Source organism: Pseudoalteromonas sp. SK18, from assembly GCF_001974855.1.
GTDB lineage: Bacteria > Pseudomonadota > Gammaproteobacteria > Enterobacterales > Alteromonadaceae > Pseudoalteromonas.
This window is the reverse complement of the sequence record NZ_MTQB01000007.1, coordinates 49,691-69,964: the sequence shown is the minus strand read 5'-3', so window position 1 is coordinate 69,964 and position 20,274 is coordinate 49,691. Positions and strand designations below refer to the sequence as shown.

Here is a 20,274-nt window from a genome sequence, read left to right as displayed (position 1 = left end):
GGTCAGGCATACTTGAAAGTTAGCAATTAATATTAAGGACTAATATGACAAAAACTGCTTTACGCTCAACTATTTTGCTACCTGTATTTTTACCTGCAGTATTTATTATTCTACTTTTGGTGATTGGTACAAGTAGTAACCCTGAACTCGCTGGTCAGGCATTCAGTGTCGCCCTTGCGTGGATAACAGAAACCTTTGGCTGGTTTTATATGTTATCAGTCGCTATCTTCTTGGTATTTATTGTGTGTGTCGCCGCCTCCAGCTGGGGGAATATAAAACTAGGCCCCGATCATGCACTGCCGCAATACAGCTTTGGTGAGTGGTTTGCCATGCTATTTTCTGCCGGTTACGGCGTGGCGTTACTTTATTTTGGTGTAGCCGAACCGGTACTGCATTACGCATCCCCGCCATCGGGTGCGGCTGAAACCGTGGATGCCGCTAAGCAAGCAATGCAAATTGCCTTTTTCCATTGGGGATTTCATATTTGGGCTATTTATGGAATTGTTGGTTTAGTGCTGGCTTATTTTGCCTTTCGTCATGGTCTGCCGCTGTCTATTCGCTCAGCCTTGTATCCACTAATTGGTGATAAAATATATGGTCCTATCGGCCATATCGTTGATGTATTTGCCATATTAGGCACCTTGTTTGGTATTGCGACCACGCTCGGACTTTCGGTAACTCAAATCAACGCGGGGCTACACTATTTATGGCCCGATATTCCTATTAATACCACAGTACAAATTACCGCGATTGCTATTATTACAGCCGCAGCAACGCTCTCTGTAATTGCCGGAATGGATAAAGGGGTAAAACGTTTATCAATCGTGAATATGACCTTAGCGGTTTCATTAATGGCCTTTGTGTTTTTTATTGGCCCAACTATTCATATTTTAGAATCGTTTTTACAAAACACCGGCAGTTATCTTAGTGGTATTGTTGAGCGGACCTTTAACTTACAAGCCTATAGTCGCAGTGATTGGATTGGGAACTGGACTTTATTTATATTTGGCTGGACGATTGCGTGGGCGCCGTTTGTTGGAATGTTTATCGCAAAAATTAGCCGCGGTAGAACTATTAGGCAATTTGTTGTTGGTGTAATGTTAGTTCCCACTATTTTTACTTTTTTATGGTTCTCAGTGTTTGGCGATACAGCACTGAATTTAATAATGAATGAAGGCTTTGACACACTAATTGGTGATGTACAAGCAAATCATGCCGTGGCGTTATTTCAATTATTTGAAGTGTTACCGCTCTCATTTTTTATTTCTCTACTCACGGTTATTCTAATAGTTACCTTTTTTGTTACCTCGTCTGATTCCGGCTCTTTGGTAATCGACTCACTCGCTTCAGGTGGAAATATTAATACGCCAGCATGGCAGCGGGTGTTCTGGGCGGTGCTTGAAGGCGCTGTGGCCGCTGTTTTATTAGTGGCAGGTGGCTTAAGTGCACTGCAAACCATGACGATTGTCAGTGCGCTACCTTTTGCTATTATTATGCTAATTGCCACCGCGGGGCTTTGGCGGGCTTTAAGAATTGAAGGCCATCGCGATACCAGTCTACAAGCACATTCACTTAATGGTCGTAATATTGATCTATCCCATTGGAAACGCCGTTTAGCGGCTATGGTTAATTACCCTAATAAAGAAAAAGTACATACTTTTATAGGTAGCGTAGTCGTTGAGGCAATGAAAGCCGTACAAGCAGAGTTGAAATCTCGACAATGGCATGCTGTGGTCGAATTTGATACTGATTTAGGACGCGCTCATTTAACTGTACTACGCCATGAGCATGTTGATTTTGTTTATGATATTCGCCTTACCGAGCACCCTATGCCAAGCTTTGCTTACTCAGAGCTGCGCCCTGATAACGACAATACTGAAATGTATTATAAGGCCGACGTGTTTTTACGTCGTGGTGGTCTGTCGTACGATGTTTATGGCTACAATGAGGATGATATTGTGAAGGATATTCTTGATCAGTTTGAGAACTACTTACACTTTTTAGGTAACAGCCCAGGCGAACTACCTTGGGATATGGCTGAGCATGATGACATGTTAAATACCGATAAAACCTAATTAACTAACCACCCATAAAAAAGGCACTGTAAAGTGCCTTTTCATTTACTCAAATCTAATTAATTACAGCGCGTTAAATACGTCATCTGTTTTAGCAGCGCAAATAAAGTCATTTTTATGCAGGCCTTTAATTGAATGGCTCCACCAAGTCACGGTTACTTTACCCCATTCGGTTAATAAACCTGGGTGATGGCCTTCGTCTTCAGCCATATCACCTACCTTATTGGTAAACGCAATGGCTTGCTTAAAGTTTTTAAACTTATAAACGCGCTCTAACTGCATAATACCATCGCGTACTTCTGGCACCCAGTCAGGGATTTTTTTAATTAATTCAGCCAATTCAGCATCAGATACTTTTGGTGCATCTGCATGACAGGCTTCACATTTTTGTGCACTTAATGAAGACATTTTAAATCCTTAGTTTAGCGTTACTTTTTTCAAAAATTAACTAGCTAATTTTTCTTTTGGAGGAAACTTAGGGTCGTGCAAACCAAGTGATTTAGCTTGCTCAACTAAAGTCATTATATCCATTTGAGATATTTCAAACAGATCATGAATCGAATTAATCGTGTAATACAATGGTTGCATAATGTCTATACGGTACGGTGTACGCAGCACATCTAGCACATTCATTGGATTAATCTCTGGCGTATCTGAATACACGTATTGGGTTTCCCCTGGGCTTGATAAAATACCGCCACCGTAAATACGTAATCCTTTTTCGGTTTGCATCAAACCAAACTCAACAGTAAACCAGTACATACGCGCTAAATAAACACGATCTTTTTTCTCTGCCGCGTATCCTAGTTGCCCGTACTTATGGGTAAATTCAGCAAAGTCAGGATTGGTTAGCATGGCACAATGACCAAATATCTCATGAAAAATATCGGGTTCTTGTAAGTAGTCAAATTCTTCACGGCTACGAATGAAGGTAGCTACAGGAAATTGCTTGTTAGCGAGTAACCTAAAAAACTCATCAAAATCGATAAGTGCAGGTACAGGTGCAACCTGCCAACCTGTGGTTGCTAAAAGTACTTCGTTTAGCTCACTCAGCTGTGGGATACGATCATGAGGCAGATTGATTTTTTTCAATCCTTCCATGTACTCATCACAGGCTTTGCCTTCTATGCACGCAAGTTGGCGTGCTACAAGCTCAGACCAAATTTTATTTTCTTCATCGCTCCAATGTATAACCCCATTTTCATCAGGTGTTTTGGAGGTGTAATTACTTGCTTTAGCCATAAATACCTTCTTTGGGATAAAACCCTAAATCGGTGTCAAAATAACAGCCAAATGCTTGGCTATTCGATGTAGCCATACTATGCAAAAGTGAACAAAAGTTTAATAGCTTGACGCAGATCAATACTTTTGCAGATCACACAGATCGTAAATTTAAAATTACACTAGAGCAAAGATAAAAACACAGCCCACTCTTAATAGTGCCCACAGGAAGAATTTAATGTAACCATTAATTTACACCTCAAGATATTTTAGTAAATGCTTGGTTGAGATCGTTAATAATATCGTTAACATCTTCAAGTCCAACTGATAAACGAATTAAACCATCACTAATTCCAGCTGCTAGTCTTTCTTCGGGAGTGTATGGCGAATGCGTCATTGATGCAGGGTGTTGAATGAGCGTTTCAGCATCGCCTAAGCTAACCGCTAATGTGCACAGTTGCATACTATCAATAAAATGCTCACCGTCGGTTAAGCTCCCTTTAATTTCAAAGGCAATAACACCGCCAGCCGCTTTCATTTGCTTACCAATATACTTGTAACCCGGGTGAGACTTAAGCCCAGGGTAATACACTTTATTTACTTGCGGATGAGCTTCTAAATACTCAGCAATCGTTTGCGCACTTTGGCAATGGCGTTCAATGCGAATAGCTAAAGTTTTTAAGCCGCGATTTATTAACCACGCATCGTGTGGACTAATAGTGGCACCAATATCTTTAAGCACGGTCATTTTAATCTGTGTAATATGCTCAAGTGAACCACACACAATACCCGCAACAACATCGCCGTGACCATTTAAATACTTGGTCGCGCTATGCATTATAATATCGATACCGTACTTTTTTGGTGACTGCAGCAGCGGGGTTAAAAACGTATTGTCGACCACACTCAGTAAATTATGCTGTTTAGCAACATCGCCAATAAGTGCTAAATCAATCACTGCCATGGTTGGATTGATTGGTGTTTCTACAAATATCATTTTTGAGTTAGGTTTAATGGCTGCGCGCAGTTCACTCTCATTGGTCATATCAACAAAGGTGACTTCAATTCCCCATCGCGGCAACATATGCGAAAAAAAAGCAAAGGTGCAGCCATACAGAGCGCTTGATGCAATTAAATGATCGCCTTGCGATAGGAAGCTTAGTACCGAAGCGGATACCGCACCCATACCTGTTGCCGTGGCGGCGGCGGCCTCACAGCCTTCTAATTGCGCCACTTTTTGCTCAAGTTCAGTAGTGGTTGGGTTACCTAAACGCGTGTAAATATAACCGGGCTCTTCACCTGCAAAGCGGGCAGCACCTTGGGCGGCACTTTCAAAATGAAACGTAGACGTTTGATACAAAGGTGAGGTTAATGCGCCATGCGGATCATTTGCTTTTTGTGGGCCATGGATACATTGGGTATTTTGATGATGCTTGCTCATTGTGTGTTCTCGTTTTTATTATGTGTGTCAATAGCATAAATAAAACGCACCGCACTTAAAATCACAAGCATGCCGGATGCTCAGATGGCTATTTGTGCAAACTTTACCCAAAAAGCTGTACACAAATATTGCCAACGAAGTCTCACTACTTAGTTTCAGCTCCCTTACGGCTCATAATTTTACTCGCAATCCCTTGGACTGTGCCTTTTAACAAGCTACGCTTGTTTTCAAGACGCGGTAAGGGTCGGCTTAATTCCATAGCTTTGTAACCAATACGCGCTGTAAATATACCGGCACTAACACCTTGTGCAGCTCGCCCTGAAAGCTTTCCTAATAATTCAGCACTGAGTGCCGTGGCAGCTAAATCAGAAACGAGCTCTGCACTACCTACAAACATTACTTGCTTAATAAGCATGCGGTAAAGTTTAATGCGGCTGGCATAACCAAAGCCAATGCCATATATGCGGCCTATTTGCTCTATTAATTTAGTGCCACGCCACAGCACAGCCATCATATCCACCAGCGCAATTGGGCTTAGAGCAACTAATAAAGCTGACTCTGTTGCAAAACGGTTTATTAACTTTTTAGCTTGATTGTCTTGCGTTATCAGTAAGCTATTCGCGTACAGAGACATTATTTCTTTGTCACTGTGGTGCGTAGCGACCTGATTTTTAAAGTTTTCGAAATTATCTAATTGCTGATGTTTATTAAGCTTTTCAAGCCAAGGTATCGCCCCGCCTACCTGCTCACTATTGAGCAAACGGTTAGCTTCATGGCGGTGCAGCTGATTACGCTTTAAGCTGCGTAACATTCTATATTCACGCCACAATAAACGCGATATCAGTAGTACACCGGTTATTACAGCGGTTAAGTACACCCCACCTAAAATAACTGACTGCTGAAACGCCAATACAATTGAAAATGCGAACTCAAGTAATATTAAAACAATAAAGCTCAGTGCAAATAGGCCTTTAAGGGTTTGCCACTTAGACTTTTTATATACAGGCTCAATATCGATTTCAGGTTCAATTAGCTCGTCGCTATCTTTGCTAGGCTGCTCACTTTGTCCCTGCTCTACGACTTTAGCCGCTAATAAATCTGGTTCATTTTGCTCAATATTTTGGGCATTAATACGACGCCCAGCCTGAAATTGGTGTGTTGACTCACTCATGTTAACTTATCTCCTAACAAGTACTGCATCACATGGTCTAAGCGAATGTGCTTAAGCTGTTGTTCTGGGCTTGGCATAGGTGCAAATGATAAAAACTCAAACCCATGTGCTGGCCACTCACTTTTATTGAGCATTCTGCTCGGCGGCTGAGGAGGCAGGTAAGTTAACCACTGTTGTTCATTTAATGGCTTGCCATAGATACAGTCGAGTGTTTGCCCCTTATCAACCACTTGGCGGGACACAGTAGCAGCAATTGATGACATCGCCAGTGTTTCTATTTTAACCCCATCAAATTTTAAGTGATTGCTTTGCTCTTTAACTAACGAATCGAGTAACAATGCAAGATCTTTGTGATGCTTCGCACTGATGTGATCGGACTTATTAGCAGCAAATAATATTTTATCAATATTAGGTTTAAACAAGCGTTTAAAAAAACCAGAATCACCATAGCTAAAGTGTGACAATAGTTGATTGATCACTCGACTTTGCTCAGCTAATGTTTCATAGCCTTCATTTAACGCACTCAGTACATCTACCAAGACGATTTGACGGTCAAAATGGCGGAAATGCTCATTATAAAATGGCTTAACGACTTCTTTTACGTAAGCATCAAAACGTTTAATTAAATGCGCTAAGTTAGAACCTGCTACTACATCGTCACTTATTTTTTCAGGACTAATTGGAAAAAATAATAATAATGGTGCACCTTGCAAGTCGCCCGGCATTAACATTCGCCCTGGCTGTAACATGGCAAGCTTAGTGTCTTTTTTTAGCCCTACCAACATGGTTTGATAACATTTTGCAATATCAGCCAGTGCGTTTTCATCTACCGGTGCATCTAAATCAAGCTGCTCTATGGATTGCAAAAATTCAGCTGAGCTTTGATCACGTGGCGTTTGACTAAGTAATGGATATTGTTGCTCGCACCACTGTTCAAAGCTTTGTGCGAGCATAGGTAGGTCAAGCAGCCACTCACCAGGATAGTCAATAATATCTAAATAAAGCGTCGATTGGGGTGAGAAATGACCGCGCAGACCCGCGTTGCTTTGATATTTAATCGCCAAACGTAAAGTATTAATTCGCTCGGTAGAAGCGGGCCATGCAGGGTCGCCTTCACTTGGCAGTAAAGCACTTATTGCGCGGTTATAATCAAAAGTGGGAACGTTCAATGCCTCTTGGGGCACAATTTTAGTAGCAATGTGGCGATGTTCACGCATTACATCAAAAAAAGGTAAGTTGTTGTCATTCGCCTGAGAGGTTAAATGCTTAACTAACGCGCTTATAAACGCAGTTTTACCACTGCCGCTCAGCCCTGTTACGGCAAGTTTAACATGTTGGTCTAAACTACGGTGCAGGGCTTTTTGTGCTTTGCCTTTAACGCTTTTAAAGGTCTTTTTTGCAAATGATTGGCTCATAAAGTGTTTTGCACCTCAGTTGCCGTCATTAATCACGTTGCAAACAAGGTGCTTATCAATCCCTTAAAGTTTATTAATTTCACGGCTGACCGTAAACTCGCTTGAAGTAACGTAGCGTTCCATGTTTTGAAGGCGACTATCTACACGGGTTAATCGCTCTTTTAAATCTTGAAGCGCGCGACGTGGTGGCTCGCCTTTTTGCCATACTTTAAATTTTACTTCTAGCGGATCACCGCCATACGGTGATTTTGTTTTATTTACAGCACTGGGTTGTTTTTTATCTAAAATAAACCACGCTGCAATATACGCTACCACAAATAATGGGCCACCGGTTAGTAGTACAGCACTAACAAAAATAATGCGAACTAACCATAACTCCATATTAAAGTAGTCACTTAATCCCGCACAAACACCGGCAATTTTACCACGTTGTGGGTCTCTTAATAATTCGCGTTTAGTGTTCATATCTTTTGTCTCCACTGCGGTGACTCTTGATCAAGTAACGCTTCTAATGTCTCGATTCTATCAGTCATTTTTTCAGCTTTTTGAGCAAGTTCCAATAACTGGTGATGCTCATGTTCACTTAACCCTTGGCTTACCTGCTTTTTGCTTCGGTAGTGTAAAATTAACCACAGTGGCGCAACAAAAATCATAAACAAGATAAAGGGTGCAACTAGTATCTCTGGATCAAACATAATCCTCTCCTGACAATCCGTATTCGATGTTGATGTCAGGGGCACAAGGCCCCTGTTTTATATTTATTTATTTGCGAGTTTCTTTTTAAGTTCAGCTAACTCGTCGTCAATCTTTTCGTTCTTTTGTAAATCAGCAATCTCATCCGCTAACGTTTGTTTACCTAAATCGTAAGACTCTATTTGAGATTCTAGCCCATCAATTTTGGTTTCGTAACGTTCAAAGCGATTAAGTGCATCATCTACCTTAGAACTATCAAGTGCTTTTTTTACCTCAAGGCGCGACTCAGCCGAGCGTTGACGTAAAATAATCGCTTTTTGACGTGCTTTAGCATCCGCTAGTTTCTCTTGTAGCGTAGTCACTTCTTGCTGTAGTTTCTCGATATGAGATTCTACATGATCAAGTTCACTTTCTACTGCAGCGACTGCATCAGCTGATTTTTGCTTTTCAAGTAAAGCTGAGCGTGCTAAATCATCACGATCTTTGCTCAGTGCCAATTCGGCTTTGTCTTGCCAATCGTTTACTTGGGCTTTTAGTGTATCTACGCGACGTACTAATTCTTTTTTCTCAGCAAGGGTTTTTGCTGAAGTAGAGCGAACCTCTACAAGTGTATCTTCCATCTCTTGGATAATAAGACGAACCATTTTTTCAGGATCTTCTGCTTTATCTAAAATGGCATTGATATTAGAATTAACAATGTCTGCAAAACGTGAAAAAATTCCCATAACATATACCTCTATTATTTAATCTAAATGTGTCTGCTTTTATTAGTATCAATATGCTTGCCAACTTTTATAATTTTAAAATACCATTTAGTTTCAATATGTTAAATGCAAATTACAAATTACTTTTGTTATCCCTCATAATGAAATACACTAACTGTTAGTAAAAATGACTAAGAGTTAGGAAATATGAGTCAATATCGCCAACAGGACAATTTACTTGGCCAATCAGACAGTTTTTTATCAGTGCTTGATCAGGTTTCACAACTAGCTAACCTAGATAAACCCGTACTCATTATTGGTGAGCGCGGCACAGGTAAAGAGCTTATTGCAGCACGTTTACACTTTTTATCCAAGCGCTGGGATCAAAGTTACGTCAAGCTCAATTGTGCGGCATTGAACGAAAACCTACTCGAGAGTGAATTATTTGGTCATGAAAGTGGTGCTTTTACAGGCGCAAGTAAACGCCATGAAGGCCGCTTTGAACGTGCCAATAGCGGCACCTTATTTTTAGATGAGTTAGCAAATACCTCAGCCATGGTACAAGAAAAGCTGTTAAGAGTGATTGAGTATGGTGAGTTTGAGCGTGTTGGCGGCAAGCAAACCGTTAAAGTAGATACTCGCTTAGTCTGTGCAACCAATGAAGATTTACCTCATTTAGCGCAGCAAGGTGAATTTAGAAGTGATTTACTCGACAGACTCGCGTTTGATGTGATCACCCTACCACCACTGCGTGAACGTCAAGATGACATTATGTTGCTGGCTGAACAGTTTGCGATGAATATGGCACGTGATCTTGAGTGGGAGCTATTTAGTGGTTTTACCCGCAGTGCACAAGAAAGTTTACTCAGTTATGACTGGCCGGGTAATGTCCGTGAACTTAAAAATGTGGTGGAGCGAAGTCTCTATCGCCACGGTAATGAACATATTCCTGTACATAAAATTATTTTAGACCCATTCGAAAGTCGTTTCAGGCCTAAAGCCCGCATAAAACATGCACAAGCGCCTACTATAATACAATCTGAACCGGCTCATACTCAGCCCACAGAAACGCCTGTTGCATTGAACGCGAGCAGCAAAGAACCTGAGTTTCCATGTGACTTAAAAACCCTCTCTAATGAATTTGAAATTACATTAATAAAAAAAGCATTAGAACATAGCCAATTTAATCAAAAGAAGACTGCAGAAGTACTTGGTTTAACGTATCATCAACTACGTGGTTATTTGAAAAAATACAATTTGCTAGAATAGTAGAGGTTGTGCGGGTGCATAAATTATTACTTGCTTTAATATCATTGAGCTTAGTAGGTTGCATTGATAGTAAAGAAGAAATCTTAGAAGAAAAAAACCAAGGTCTTGTTTATTGCGCCGAGGCTAACCCTGTGTCGTTCAATCCACAAGTCACAACCACAGGATCAACTATCGATATTATTGCTAACCAGTTATACGACCGGTTGATTAGTATTGACCCCGTGACCGCCGAATTTAAGAGTGAACTTGCCACTGATTGGAAAATCAGTAAAGACGGTAAATCGGTTACCTTTACTTTGCGCAAAGGAGTGAAGTTCCATACCACCTCGTATTTTACTCCCAGCCGTGAATTTAATGCCGATGACGTCATTTTTACTTTTAGCCGATTATTTGACGTTTATAATCCTTATCACTTTGTTGGCGATGCTAATTACCCTTACTTTCAAAGTGTGGGGATTGACCAGCTAATTCGTAAAATTGTTAGAGTCTCTGATCACCAAGTCCGGTTTGAGTTATTTAACGCCGAAAGCAGCTTTTTAGCCAATATGGCGACCGATTTTGCTGTGGTGCTCTCTAAAGAATATGCCATGGCACTCAAAGCTAATAATCAAGAAAACCTATTTGATCAATACCCGATTGGCACAGGCCCCTATATTTATAAAGAGTACCGACGCGATCATTTAGTGCGCTTTTATAAAAACGCTGATTATTGGAAACATGAGGTTGCCCTTGAGCAATTGGTGTACGACATTACCCCGAATGGCACCACTCGTATCGCTAAAATATTGACCAAAGAATGTGATGTAACCGCACACCCGAGTAGTGCCCAATTGAGTATCTTAGCGCAACGTGATGATATTAACGTTGAAAGAGAAACTAACTTAAATATTGGCTATTGGGCGTTTAATACCGAGCGTCCACCATTTGATAACCTAAAAGTACGCCAAGCTTTAGTTTATGCCATTGATATAGATAAGATAATGCAGGCGGTGTATTACGGTAATGGCTTGCGTGCACAGTCTATTCTTCCGCCAACTTCTTGGGCGTTTGAGCCGCAGAAAAATATGCCAAGCTTTGACCCACAGTTAGCAAAAAAACTATTGACGGAAGCAGGCTTTCCAAAAGGCTTTGATATGAGTATTTGGGCAATGCCGGTAAGCCGAATTTATAACCCCAATGCCCGCAAAATGGCTGAGCTAATGCAAAGTGATTTACGCAAAATTGGCGTTAACGTTAATATAGTGGAATACGAGTGGAACACCTTCATTCAACGTATTGGTGAGCATCGCCACGACAGCGTATTATTAGGCTGGGCAGCTGATACGCCTGATCCCGATAACTTTTTTAGCCCATTGTTAAGTTGTACTGCAACATTCAGTGGCAAAAACCCAGCAAACTGGTGTAATCCTGAATTTGATTTATTGCTAACCAAAGCGTTAGACACCACAGATTTAAATTTACGTAAACAATACTATGACGCTGCACAAAGCATGATCATCAAACAATTGCCTTTACTGCCAATTGCCCATGGTATGCGTTTTCAAGCAAGTAGCGCAGATGTTGAAGGCATCACCTTAGGGCCATTCGGTGCTATTTCGTTGGCTAACGCGAGGAAAAGATAATGATCTTAGATTATATTTTACGCCGCCTCGGTCTGTTGTTTTTTATGGTGTTGCTACTCAGCATTTTTACCTTTTCGTTGAGTTATTTATTTCCTGGCGATCCGCTCAGTAACTTAAGCGGCATACCAGACACTAATTTTACCCAAAATGCGCAGCTAGAAGAAAAGTATTTGTTTAACAGTAATTACTTTATGCAGTACATCGCCTTTGTAGGACGAATTTTACAAGGGGATTGGGGAATGTCATTCGCCTCGGGCAGCAGTGTGTTTGCCCATGTGGTTGATTTAATTCCTGCGACGTTAGAGCTAAGTATCTATGCGTTAGTTATTTCAGTAGTGGTGGGTGTGCCAGTGGGAATTTTAGCATCGGCTTATCACAAGCAATGGCCTGATAAATTTATTAGCTCTACAGCAATGATTGGCTATTCTATGCCGATTTTTTGGCTGGCATTGTTACTAATAATGGTATTTTCGCTCAAACTTGGCTGGTTTCCTATGTCGGGGCGAGTGAGCTTATTGTATGAGATACCCGCGAGCACAGGATTTATTTTGCTGGATATTTTACTGGCTGATTTTCCTTATAATGGTATGGCCATGTTAGATGCGCTGCACCACCTTACCTTGCCCACTATTGTACTTGCTATGTACCCAACCACGGTATTGGTGCGCTTTACCCGCGAATCAATGTTAAAAGTAATGGATCAAAACTTCATTAAAACAGCTCGTGCCAAAGGGCTTACTCGTGGGCAGCTTATTATTCATCACGCCCTAAGAAATGCCTTACTACCGGTTATAAAACAAATAGGTTTGCAGTTTAGTACCTTGATCACCCTAGCGATGATCACCGAGGTTATTTTTTCATGGCCTGGGATCGGTCGCTGGTTAATAGACAGTATTTATCAACGTGATTATCCCGCCATACAAGGTGGGTTAATGGCCGTCTCTTTATTTATTATTATTGCCACAATTATGGCCGAACTGACCTACACCCTACTCGATCCTCTGTCTCGGAACCAAGCGCATGGCAAAGTTTAACTTATTTTCAGAAGATTCAAATAAATCGCCATTAGCGAGACTCTGGCGAAAGTTTAAAAATAACCACCCTGCACTGGTTGGTTTATGGGTGTTTATTGCCTTTAGCCTGTTAGCGGCTACAGCGCCTTTTCTTGCGCCTTATGGGGTAAATCAACAGCACAGTGATGCACTGCTACTACCCCCGTCATGGAATGAAATGGGCGATGTGCGGTTTATACTTGGCACCGATGATTTAGGCCGAGATGTGCTGTCTCGTTTAATGAATGGCGCCACATATACGTTCGGGTTATCGGTTGTGGCTGCACTGATCACCACTGTTATTGGTGTATTGGTAGGTACCTTTGCAGGGATCAGTAAAGGCATACGTTCTAGTTTTTTGAACCACTTACTGGATGTAACACTGTCAATTCCCTCATTGTTACTGGCCATCATTATTATTGCCATACTCGGCCCTGGATTAATGAATACCGTATGGGCAATTATTTTGGCCTTATTACCCCAGTTTATTCATTCAATTAGAAACCTAATAGTTGACGAACTTGGCAAAGATTATGTTACAGCCTACCGCTTAGATGGCGCCTCTAAATGGCATATTTTATCACGCGGGATTTTTCCTAATGTGTATGAATATATTGTAGTTATTTTTACGATGGCGCTTTCTACTGCTATTTTAGATATTGCGGCGTTAGGGTTTTTAAAACTGGGTGCACAGCCGCCGACTACTGAATGGGGCGCAATTTTAGCAGAGAACTTAGGACTTATATATTTAGCACCTTGGACAGTAGCACTTCCGGGTGTACTGCTATTTTTAGCGGTTCTTTCAACAAACTTAGTGGGCGATGGACTTCGCAAAGTTTTACAAGCGCGTAAGGCCGATTAGATGCAGTTACTAGATATTCGAAATTTAACCATTGAACTTCAAACTTCCGAAACCGCCATTCGCGCTGTTGACCGCGTAAGCTTTAGTTTAAAAGAAGGTGAAGTACACGCTTTAGTGGGCGAATCAGGCTCTGGCAAAAGCTTAATTGCAAAAGCCATCGTCGGCGTGCTTAATGAGCGTTGGGTGATAACCGCAGATAGAATGCATTGGCGTGGTGTTGACTTAATGCGCTTAACACCAGAGCAACGCCGTAAAACGGTTAGCCAAGACATTGCGATGATTTACCAAGATCCCAGTCGCTGTCTAGATCCTACTGCTAAAATATTTAACCAAATCGCTGAAACACTGCCTGAAGTGGCTGCTAAAGGATTTTTCTTAAAACGCAACCGAGAGCGTAAAGACCGCGTTAAAGCCTTAATACATAAAGTAGGTATTAAAAATCATGAAGCGGTGCTTGATAGTTACCCGCATGAGCTCTCTGAGGGCGTATGCCAAAAGGTCATGATAGCCATGGCGATTGCCCGCACACCTAAGTTGTTAATTGCAGATGAGCCAACAACCGCACTAGAAAGCACCACCCGAGCACAGGTGTTTAGATTATTAAAAAGTTTAAATCAGCTAAAGAACATGTCTATTTTGATGATCTCTCATGAGCTGGAAGAAATTGTTAATTGGTCGCATGGTATTCATGTGTTGTACTGCGGTCAAATGGTTGAAGCAGGTCCAACACACCGTATTTTTAGCCAACCTCGTCATCCGTATACGCAGGCTTTACTAAAAAGCCTGCCCGATTATGAGCATGGTTTAGCGCATAAAGAGCCCTTTTATGCACTAAAAGGCACTATTCCAACATTGCAACATTTACCGATTGGTTGCCGACTCGGTCCACGTTGCCCACAAGCACAAAAAGAATGTGTGGTTGCGCCTAAACTTTCAAAGCATCATGGTCATAGCTACGCCTGTCACTTCCCGCTGATCAAGGAAATAAAATAATGCAGCCACTGTTAAAAGTTCAAGCCTTATCAAAAACCTTTAACATGCGAGCGGGTCTGTTTAGCCGTAAAAAGTTTGATGTTTTAAAAAATATCTCATTTAGTATTGGTAAAGGTGAAACAATTGCCATTATTGGTGAGACAGGCTCAGGAAAAAGTACCCTGGCTAAATTATTAGTGGGTGCATACAGTGCCGATAGCGGGCAGATATTATTAGAGAATAACACCATAGAAAACAATGGTAATCGTGATGCCCAGTGTCGTTATATCCGAATGATTTTTCAAGACTCCGCTACCTCATTAAACCCAGCAGTGACCATTGCTGAAATGCTCGATGATTGCCTAAAATTCAATACTGATTTTGATAAAACTCAACGTAGTGAAAAAATTGGTAGTACGCTGCTTAAAGTGGGTCTACTGGTCGATCATCAGCAATACTATCCGCATATGTTTAGTGTGGGGCAATTACAGCGTGTAGCGCTCGCTCGCGCGCTTATATTAGATCCTAAGGTTGTTGTACTCGATGAGGCACTTTCATCGCTTGACCCTTCTGTAAGAGCGCAAATAGTAAACCTATTACTTAAACTACAGCTTGAAACTGGGTTAACCTATATTTTGATCACCCATCATTTAAGTTTAGTGCGCCATATTAGCGACCAGCTAGTGGTACTCAATAAGGGTGAAATTGTTGAATACGGCGCTACAGAAACTATTTTTCAAAACCCGCAATCAAAGGTTACTCAGCGCTTATTGAGTTGTTAATGTCTAAACAAACAAAAAAGGCGCCAATTGGCGCCTTTTTTAATTTAGCTATTACTTATTCAGCCGGTTGGGCTGCTTTTGGTACATTAAGCTCTGCTTGTTGCTTAAGCGATTCAATGAATACCGTATAGTTTTTCTGCGCTTGCGCCATAGTAATGTTTTGCTTCATTTGTGGCTCAATGTTGTCACTCACTGGTGCATCATTTACCGCTTTAAGCGCAACAATTGCTGCATCACCATTATTTAAGTTAACCACATCGTACACAGCCACATCACTAGGATGTGCCATTTTGAATACTTGGGTAACAATAGCTGGCGAAACTGCAAAGCTTTCACGAGTTAGTTGCGACTCTTGACGAACGTTTAGTGATTGCTCAGCAGCCACCTCGTTTAAGCTCTTGCCCTCTTTAACTTGTGCAAATAAGGTGCGTGCTTTTTCTTTTGCAAGGTCTGATGCCTTTTCATTCATTAAGCGTGTTTTAATTTGCTCACTTACCTCGCTTAATGCTTTCGTTGCCGCAGGTTGGTGCTCATTTACACGCACCACAATCACGTGCTCATTACCAAGCTCAATTACTTCTGAATTGACTTTATCTTCTAGTAGTTCAATTGATGATAACGCAGTCACAACCGCAGGGTTATTAAGCGGCTCAGGAAGTGCGCTAAGCGCAAGCAAAGAGGTAGACTGTACTTCAACACCCGCCACTTCAGCAGCGTCGTCTAAGCGATCAGAAATTTCAAAGGCTAATGCCCCCATTTCTGTTTGCTTCTCGTAAAACGCATCTACTTTTTCAGCTTGCTCAAGTTCAGCCCGTAAGTCAGCTTTAACCTCATCGAACGGTTTAACTTGTTGAGTTTGCAGATCGGTCAGCTTGATAATGTGATAACCAAACTCAGAGGCAACAACGTCAGAGTAATCACCTTTGTTTTGCAATGCAAAAGCTGCATCTTCAAATGCTGGTTCCATAACATCACGTTCAATCCACTCTAAATCGCCACCCATTTCTGCACTAACAATGTCATCTGACGATGTCTCTGCTAGCTCAGCAAAATCAGCACCAGCGTTAAGCTGGGCAAGTAACGACTCAGCTTTCGCTTTAGCCGCATCATCATCTTCGCTATTGTCGATTAGAATATGCGACACACGACGCTTTTCTGGTTCAACATATTGCGCTTTACTCTGCTCATAATATGCTTTTACATCGTCTTCGCTTACCGATGCAACATCAATATCATCTGCATTTAGTTCGATGTAATTAACTGAAATTAATTCAGGTGATAAAAATTGACCTGCGTTTAATTCATAGTAATCCGCAACTTCTTGCTCTGTAACTTCTACATCAGCTTGCATTGCTTGTTTATCAATGACTAAATAATCAATGCTTCGTGTTTGCTGTTGCAACGCAATGGCTGATTTAAGCTCATTTGGCAGCGCAAAATCAGTACCCGCAACGGCAGATACTAACTGGCTACGCGTCATATCATCACGCAGGTATTCACGAAATGCGTCAGGTTGAAAATTCATTTGACGAATAACTTGTAAATAACGGTCGTTATTAAACTTGTCGCCAATTTTAAAATAAGGTAGCTCTAAAATTGTTTTACGAACGCTTTCATCACTTACGCGCAAACCAAGCTCGGCAGCTAACTGACTTTGTAATTCTTGTTGTACTAAACGGTCAATCACACCTTGACGGATTTGAGCCATGTAAGTTGGATCAGCTGCTATTTGGGTAAAGTACTCACCAAATTGTTGTTCTAAGCGGCTACGTTCATTTTGAAACGCACGGCTAAATTCTGTTTGGCTAATTTTAATTCCATTTACTTCAGCAACGGGTTGTTCTGTGGTTTGACCTAAGTAACTACCGATCCCAGCTAAGGCAAAAGATAAAATCACCGCGCCTAAAATGACTTTGGCTACCGGCCCTTGCGAACCTTCTCTGATTTTCTCAAGCATTTGTTTATCTCTTTTCTGAGCAAGGTATTTTCTACCTTGTCATATGTAAAAAAAGCGTATCTTACCAGATACGCTTTTTCACTTGAAGTAACTGGCGGTGAAGTAACTTAATTTATCGATTGCAATAATTAAGCGTATCTTTACTCGCCATAACTAAATTGTTTACACAATGATTAGTTTACTGCGTCTTTAAGCGCTTTACCGGCTTTGAAAGCTGGGATGTTAGCTGCAGCAATTTGAATCGTTTCACCAGTTTGTGGGTTACGACCTGCACGAGCAGCACGCTCACGTACAGAGAAAGTACCAAAACCAACAAGTGCAACTGAGTCGCCATCTTTTAGCGCGCCAGATACAGATTCGATGAATGAATCTAGTGCACGACCTGCAGCCGCTTTAGAAATGTCAGCATCAGCTGCGATTTGATCGATTAATTGAGATTTATTCACAATATCATCCTCTTTCATTGTTGTTATCAAGAGCGATTGTTTTTTAAACTAACATCACTGTTTTGAAATTTTTGAGCAATTTTTTTAAAGCTCATATGATTATATTTTTCTTAAGCCTAGGCCCTGCAAGGGCTAGGCTTGAAAACCAGTGCTTAACTTATCATACCGTTTAGATTTGAAAAGCCCCTAAAAGCACTTTTTTTGGCTTTTTTACTGCTTTTTTGGTGTTTCGACTGAAAAACTATCAACTGGATGCACTAAAGCAAGCTTTAATACTTCGTCAATCCACGTAACTGGGTGAATCTCAAGACCCGCCAATACGTTATCAGGTATCTCTTTTAAGTCACGTTCGTTAATTTTAGGGATCACCACCGTTTTAATACCACCACGGTGAGCCGCTAATAATTTCTCTTTTAAACCACCAATAGGCAGTACTTCACCACGTAAGGTTATCTCACCTGTCATGGCCACATCAGAGCGCACAGGATTACCCGTTAAACTTGAAACCAAACACGTAACCATTGCAATACCCGCACTTGGACCATCTTTAGGGGTTGCGCCCTCCGGTACATGCACGTGAATGTCACGTTTTTCATAAAAGTCGCTATTGATGCGTAGCTCATCAGCACGATTGCGTACGACAGTCATTGCCGCTTGAATCGACTCTTGCATTACATCGCCTAACGAGCCGGTGTAAGTCAGTTTGCCTTTACCCGGTACCGCAGCACATTCAATAGTCAGTAAGTCACCGCCTACTTCTGTCCATGCTAGACCAGTTACTTGGCCAATACGGTCGCCATCTTCTGCTTTACCGTAATCAAAACGCTGCACACCTAAGTATTCTTCAAGATTATCTGCATCGATAGTGACCGTTTTGGTGTCTTTTTCCATTAAAATATTTTTAACCGCTTTACGGCATAATTTAGACACTTCACGCTCTAAGTTACGTACGCCCGCTTCACGGGTGTAATAACGGATAATACCGATAATGGCACTGTCGGCAATTTCAACTTCTTTCTCTTTTAAGCCATTACGCTTAACTTGCTTTGGAATTAAATGTTCTTTAGCTATATTTAATTTTTCGTCTTCGGTATAACCGGCTAAACGAATAACTTCCATACGATCTAATAAAGGCCCAGGAATATTAAAGCTATTAGAGGTAGCCACAAACATGACATCAGATAAGTCGTAATCGACTTCTAAGTAATGATCAGCAAAATGGCTGTTTTGCTCAGGATCGAGTACTTCTAATAATGCTGATGCAGGGTCGCCACGCATATCCGCTGACATTTTATCAATTTCATCTAACAAGAATAACGGGTTTTTAACGCCCACTTTAGTCATGTTTTGAATCAATTTACCAGGCATAGAGCCAATATAAGTACGACGGTGACCACGTATCTCAGCTTCATCACGTACACCACCCAGTGCCATACGAATGTACTTACGGCCAGTTGAACGCGCAATAGATTGCCCAAGAGAGGTTTTACCTACCCCTGGCGGCCCAACTAAACACAAAATAGGCCCTTTAAGTTTATTGGTACGCTGCTGTACCGCGAGGTACTCAATAATGCGTTCTTTGACTTTATCAAGTCCGTAGTGATCGCTATCTAGTATTTTTTGCGCGCCTGCTAAATCTTTTTTCACTTTAGAGCGTTTTTTCCACGGTACGTTAATTAACGTATCTATGTATGAGCGAACAACACTAGCTTCTGCCGACATCGGCGACATCATTTTAAGTTTGTTAAACTCTGCCGTGGCTTTTTCTTTCGCTTCGTTAGGCATACCTGACTCTTCGATGCGTTTTTTTAGCGCTTCGAATTCATCTGGTACATCGTCAATTTCGCCAAGCTCTTTTTGAATCGCTTTCATTTGCTCATTGAGGTAATACTCACGCTGCGATTTTTCCATCTGCTTTTTAACGCGGGTACGAATTTTTTTCTCAACTTGCAATAGGTCTATTTCACCTTCCATCAACGCCATTAAGTACTCTAAGCGCTCCGTAACACTTGATATTTCAAGTACTTTTTGTTTTTCAGGCACTTTTAATGGCATGTGCGCAGCCATGGTATCAGCAAGACGCGCTGGCTCATCAATACCAGAGACCGAAGTCATCACTTCAGGTGGGATTTTTTTATTTAATTTTACGTAGCCTTCAAACTGGCTTAATGCACTGCGAATAAAAATATCTTGCTCTTGTTCATTCACTGAATCAGATTCAATAAACTGAGCATTGGCAACAAAGAAGTCTTCGTTATCAACAAACTCTTCGATATTCGCACGCTGCGTGCCTTCAACTAATACTTTTACTGTACCATCGGGTAGCTTTAATAATTGAAGTACAGTCGCAATTGTCCCTACACGATAAATATCGTCTTTCTCAGGCTCGTCTACAGTTGCATCTTTTTGTGCAACTAAGAAAATTTGTTTGTCTTTATCCATTGCCGCTTCAAGGCATTTTATTGATTTTTCACGGCCTACAAAAAGCGGGATCACCATGTGTGGATACACCACTACATCGCGCAGTGCTAGCACAGGGATTTCGACTCGATCGTTTCTCTCAAGCGTCATTGTATTTTCTCTTTGCACTTC

General features: G+C 41.3%; 18 protein-coding genes. 7 read left to right on the top strand and 11 right to left on the bottom strand.

Going from position 1 to position 20,274, the window contains the following annotated elements:
* Positions 1-44 precede the first annotated feature (44 nt).
* Complete coding sequence (locus BW139_RS07245) at positions 45-2,075, top strand: BCCT family transporter (RefSeq protein ID WP_076919217.1); 2,031 nt, start codon at positions 45-47, stop codon at positions 2,073-2,075.
* 63 nt (positions 2,076-2,138) lie between these two features.
* Here BW139_RS07245 and BW139_RS07240 read toward each other — a convergent pair whose 3' ends face one another.
* The 8 genes from BW139_RS07240 to pspA form a co-directional block, all read right to left on the bottom strand.
* The gene (locus tag BW139_RS07240) at positions 2,139-2,483 is read right to left on the bottom strand and encodes a 4a-hydroxytetrahydrobiopterin dehydratase (protein WP_008111000.1); all 345 of its coding nucleotides are present in this window, start codon (positions 2,481-2,483) and stop codon (positions 2,139-2,141) included.
* A 36-nt stretch (positions 2,484-2,519) separates the two neighbouring features.
* On the bottom strand, positions 2,520-3,317 hold the full coding sequence (gene phhA / locus BW139_RS07235) for a phenylalanine 4-monooxygenase (RefSeq protein WP_008111003.1): 798 nt from the start codon (positions 3,315-3,317) through the stop codon (positions 2,520-2,522).
* Between the two features lie 238 nt (positions 3,318-3,555).
* The gene (gene megL / locus BW139_RS07230) at positions 3,556-4,737 is read right to left on the bottom strand and encodes a methionine gamma-lyase (protein ID WP_076919216.1); all 1,182 of its coding nucleotides are present in this window, start codon (positions 4,735-4,737) and stop codon (positions 3,556-3,558) included.
* A gap of 145 nt (positions 4,738-4,882) precedes the next feature.
* Positions 4,883-5,908 carry a TIGR01620 family protein gene (locus BW139_RS07225; protein WP_036953773.1) on the bottom strand — a complete coding sequence of 342 codons (1,026 nt, stop codon included), beginning with the start codon at positions 5,906-5,908 and terminating at the stop codon, positions 4,883-4,885.
* A complete protein-coding gene (locus BW139_RS07220) occupies positions 5,905-7,323 on the bottom strand; it encodes a YcjX family protein (RefSeq protein ID WP_076919215.1) in 1,419 nt (472 codons plus the stop codon). Before BW139_RS07220 ends, BW139_RS07225 begins: the two co-directional genes overlap by 4 nt.
* A gap of 63 nt (positions 7,324-7,386) precedes the next feature.
* Positions 7,387-7,788 carry an envelope stress response membrane protein PspC gene (pspC, locus tag BW139_RS07215; RefSeq protein ID WP_076919214.1) on the bottom strand — a complete coding sequence of 134 codons (402 nt, stop codon included), beginning with the start codon at positions 7,786-7,788 and terminating at the stop codon, positions 7,387-7,389.
* Positions 7,785-8,018, bottom strand: coding sequence for an envelope stress response membrane protein PspB (pspB, locus tag BW139_RS07210; protein WP_076919213.1), 234 nt, complete (start codon positions 8,016-8,018; stop codon positions 7,785-7,787). Before pspB ends, pspC begins: the two co-directional genes overlap by 4 nt.
* Positions 8,019-8,081: 63 nt before the next feature.
* A complete protein-coding gene (gene pspA / locus BW139_RS07205) occupies positions 8,082-8,741 on the bottom strand; it encodes a phage shock protein PspA (protein WP_076919212.1) in 660 nt (219 codons plus the stop codon).
* 186 nt (positions 8,742-8,927) lie between these two features.
* Here pspA and pspF point away from each other — a divergent pair, with 186 nt between their 5' ends.
* The 6 genes from pspF to BW139_RS07175 are packed head-to-tail and all read left to right on the top strand — an operon-like array spanning position 8,928 to position 15,279.
* Positions 8,928-9,989 (top strand): phage shock protein operon transcriptional activator, encoded by a 1,062-nt coding sequence (gene pspF / locus BW139_RS07200; protein ID WP_076919211.1) that lies wholly within the window; start codon positions 8,928-8,930, stop codon positions 9,987-9,989.
* Positions 9,990-10,003: 14 nt separating this feature from the next.
* Positions 10,004-11,611: an ABC transporter substrate-binding protein gene (locus tag BW139_RS07195; protein ID WP_076919210.1), complete on the top strand. Its 1,608-nt coding sequence runs from the start codon at positions 10,004-10,006 to the stop codon at positions 11,609-11,611.
* Positions 11,611-12,645, top strand: a complete 1,035-nt coding sequence (locus BW139_RS07190; protein WP_076919209.1) for an ABC transporter permease subunit — start codon at positions 11,611-11,613, stop codon at positions 12,643-12,645. Before BW139_RS07195 ends, BW139_RS07190 begins: the two co-directional genes overlap by 1 nt.
* On the top strand, positions 12,632-13,525 hold the full coding sequence (locus tag BW139_RS07185; protein ID WP_010388079.1) for an ABC transporter permease subunit: 894 nt from the start codon (positions 12,632-12,634) through the stop codon (positions 13,523-13,525). The genes BW139_RS07190 and BW139_RS07185 overlap by 14 nt, the downstream gene beginning before the upstream one ends.
* Positions 13,526-14,518 (top strand): oligopeptide/dipeptide ABC transporter ATP-binding protein, encoded by a 993-nt coding sequence (locus BW139_RS07180; protein WP_010388077.1) that lies wholly within the window; start codon positions 13,526-13,528, stop codon positions 14,516-14,518.
* Entirely contained in the window at positions 14,518-15,279 is a 762-nt protein-coding gene (locus tag BW139_RS07175; protein ID WP_076919208.1) for an ATP-binding cassette domain-containing protein, read from the top strand. Before BW139_RS07180 ends, BW139_RS07175 begins: the two co-directional genes overlap by 1 nt.
* Positions 15,280-15,334: 55 nt before the next feature.
* Here BW139_RS07175 and BW139_RS07170 read toward each other — a convergent pair whose 3' ends face one another.
* The 3 genes from BW139_RS07170 to lon form a co-directional block, all read right to left on the bottom strand.
* The gene (locus tag BW139_RS07170) at positions 15,335-17,236 is read right to left on the bottom strand and encodes a SurA N-terminal domain-containing protein (RefSeq protein ID WP_076919207.1); all 1,902 of its coding nucleotides are present in this window, start codon (positions 17,234-17,236) and stop codon (positions 15,335-15,337) included.
* 173 nt (positions 17,237-17,409) lie between these two features.
* Complete coding sequence (locus tag BW139_RS07165) at positions 17,410-17,709, bottom strand: HU family DNA-binding protein (protein ID WP_256872136.1); 300 nt, start codon at positions 17,707-17,709, stop codon at positions 17,410-17,412.
* Positions 17,710-17,892: 183 nt separating this feature from the next.
* Positions 17,893-20,253 carry an endopeptidase La gene (gene lon, locus BW139_RS07160; RefSeq protein ID WP_008467545.1) on the bottom strand — a complete coding sequence of 787 codons (2,361 nt, stop codon included), beginning with the start codon at positions 20,251-20,253 and terminating at the stop codon, positions 17,893-17,895.
* Between the last annotated feature and the right edge of the window lie 21 nt (positions 20,254-20,274).

What these genes read in the sequence shown, in the direction of transcription:
- BW139_RS07245 (WP_076919217.1), top strand. Translation starts at nt 45, where the DNA reads ATGACAAAAACTGCTTTACGCTCAACTATTTTGCTACCTGTATTTTTA.
- BW139_RS07240 (WP_008111000.1), bottom strand. Translation starts at nt 2,483, where the DNA reads ATGTCTTCATTAAGTGCACAAAAATGTGAAGCCTGTCATGCAGATGCA.
- phhA (WP_008111003.1), bottom strand. Translation starts at nt 3,317, where the DNA reads ATGGCTAAAGCAAGTAATTACACCTCCAAAACACCTGATGAAAATGGG.
- megL (WP_076919216.1), bottom strand. Translation starts at nt 4,737, where the DNA reads ATGAGCAAGCATCATCAAAATACCCAATGTATCCATGGCCCACAAAAA.
- BW139_RS07225 (WP_036953773.1), bottom strand. Translation starts at nt 5,908, where the DNA reads ATGAGTGAGTCAACACACCAATTTCAGGCTGGGCGTCGTATTAATGCC.
- BW139_RS07220 (WP_076919215.1), bottom strand. Translation starts at nt 7,323, where the DNA reads ATGAGCCAATCATTTGCAAAAAAGACCTTTAAAAGCGTTAAAGGCAAA.
- pspC (WP_076919214.1), bottom strand. Translation starts at nt 7,788, where the DNA reads ATGAACACTAAACGCGAATTATTAAGAGACCCACAACGTGGTAAAATT.
- pspB (WP_076919213.1), bottom strand. Translation starts at nt 8,018, where the DNA reads ATGTTTGATCCAGAGATACTAGTTGCACCCTTTATCTTGTTTATGATT.
- pspA (WP_076919212.1), bottom strand. Translation starts at nt 8,741, where the DNA reads ATGGGAATTTTTTCACGTTTTGCAGACATTGTTAATTCTAATATCAAT.
- pspF (WP_076919211.1), top strand. Translation starts at nt 8,928, where the DNA reads ATGAGTCAATATCGCCAACAGGACAATTTACTTGGCCAATCAGACAGT.
- BW139_RS07190 (WP_076919209.1), top strand. Translation starts at nt 11,611, where the DNA reads ATGATCTTAGATTATATTTTACGCCGCCTCGGTCTGTTGTTTTTTATG.
- BW139_RS07185 (WP_010388079.1), top strand. Translation starts at nt 12,632, where the DNA reads ATGGCAAAGTTTAACTTATTTTCAGAAGATTCAAATAAATCGCCATTA.
- BW139_RS07180 (WP_010388077.1), top strand. Translation starts at nt 13,526, where the DNA reads ATGCAGTTACTAGATATTCGAAATTTAACCATTGAACTTCAAACTTCC.
- BW139_RS07175 (WP_076919208.1), top strand. Translation starts at nt 14,518, where the DNA reads ATGCAGCCACTGTTAAAAGTTCAAGCCTTATCAAAAACCTTTAACATG.
- BW139_RS07170 (WP_076919207.1), bottom strand. Translation starts at nt 17,236, where the DNA reads ATGCTTGAGAAAATCAGAGAAGGTTCGCAAGGGCCGGTAGCCAAAGTC.
- lon (WP_008467545.1), bottom strand. Translation starts at nt 20,253, where the DNA reads ATGACGCTTGAGAGAAACGATCGAGTCGAAATCCCTGTGCTAGCACTG.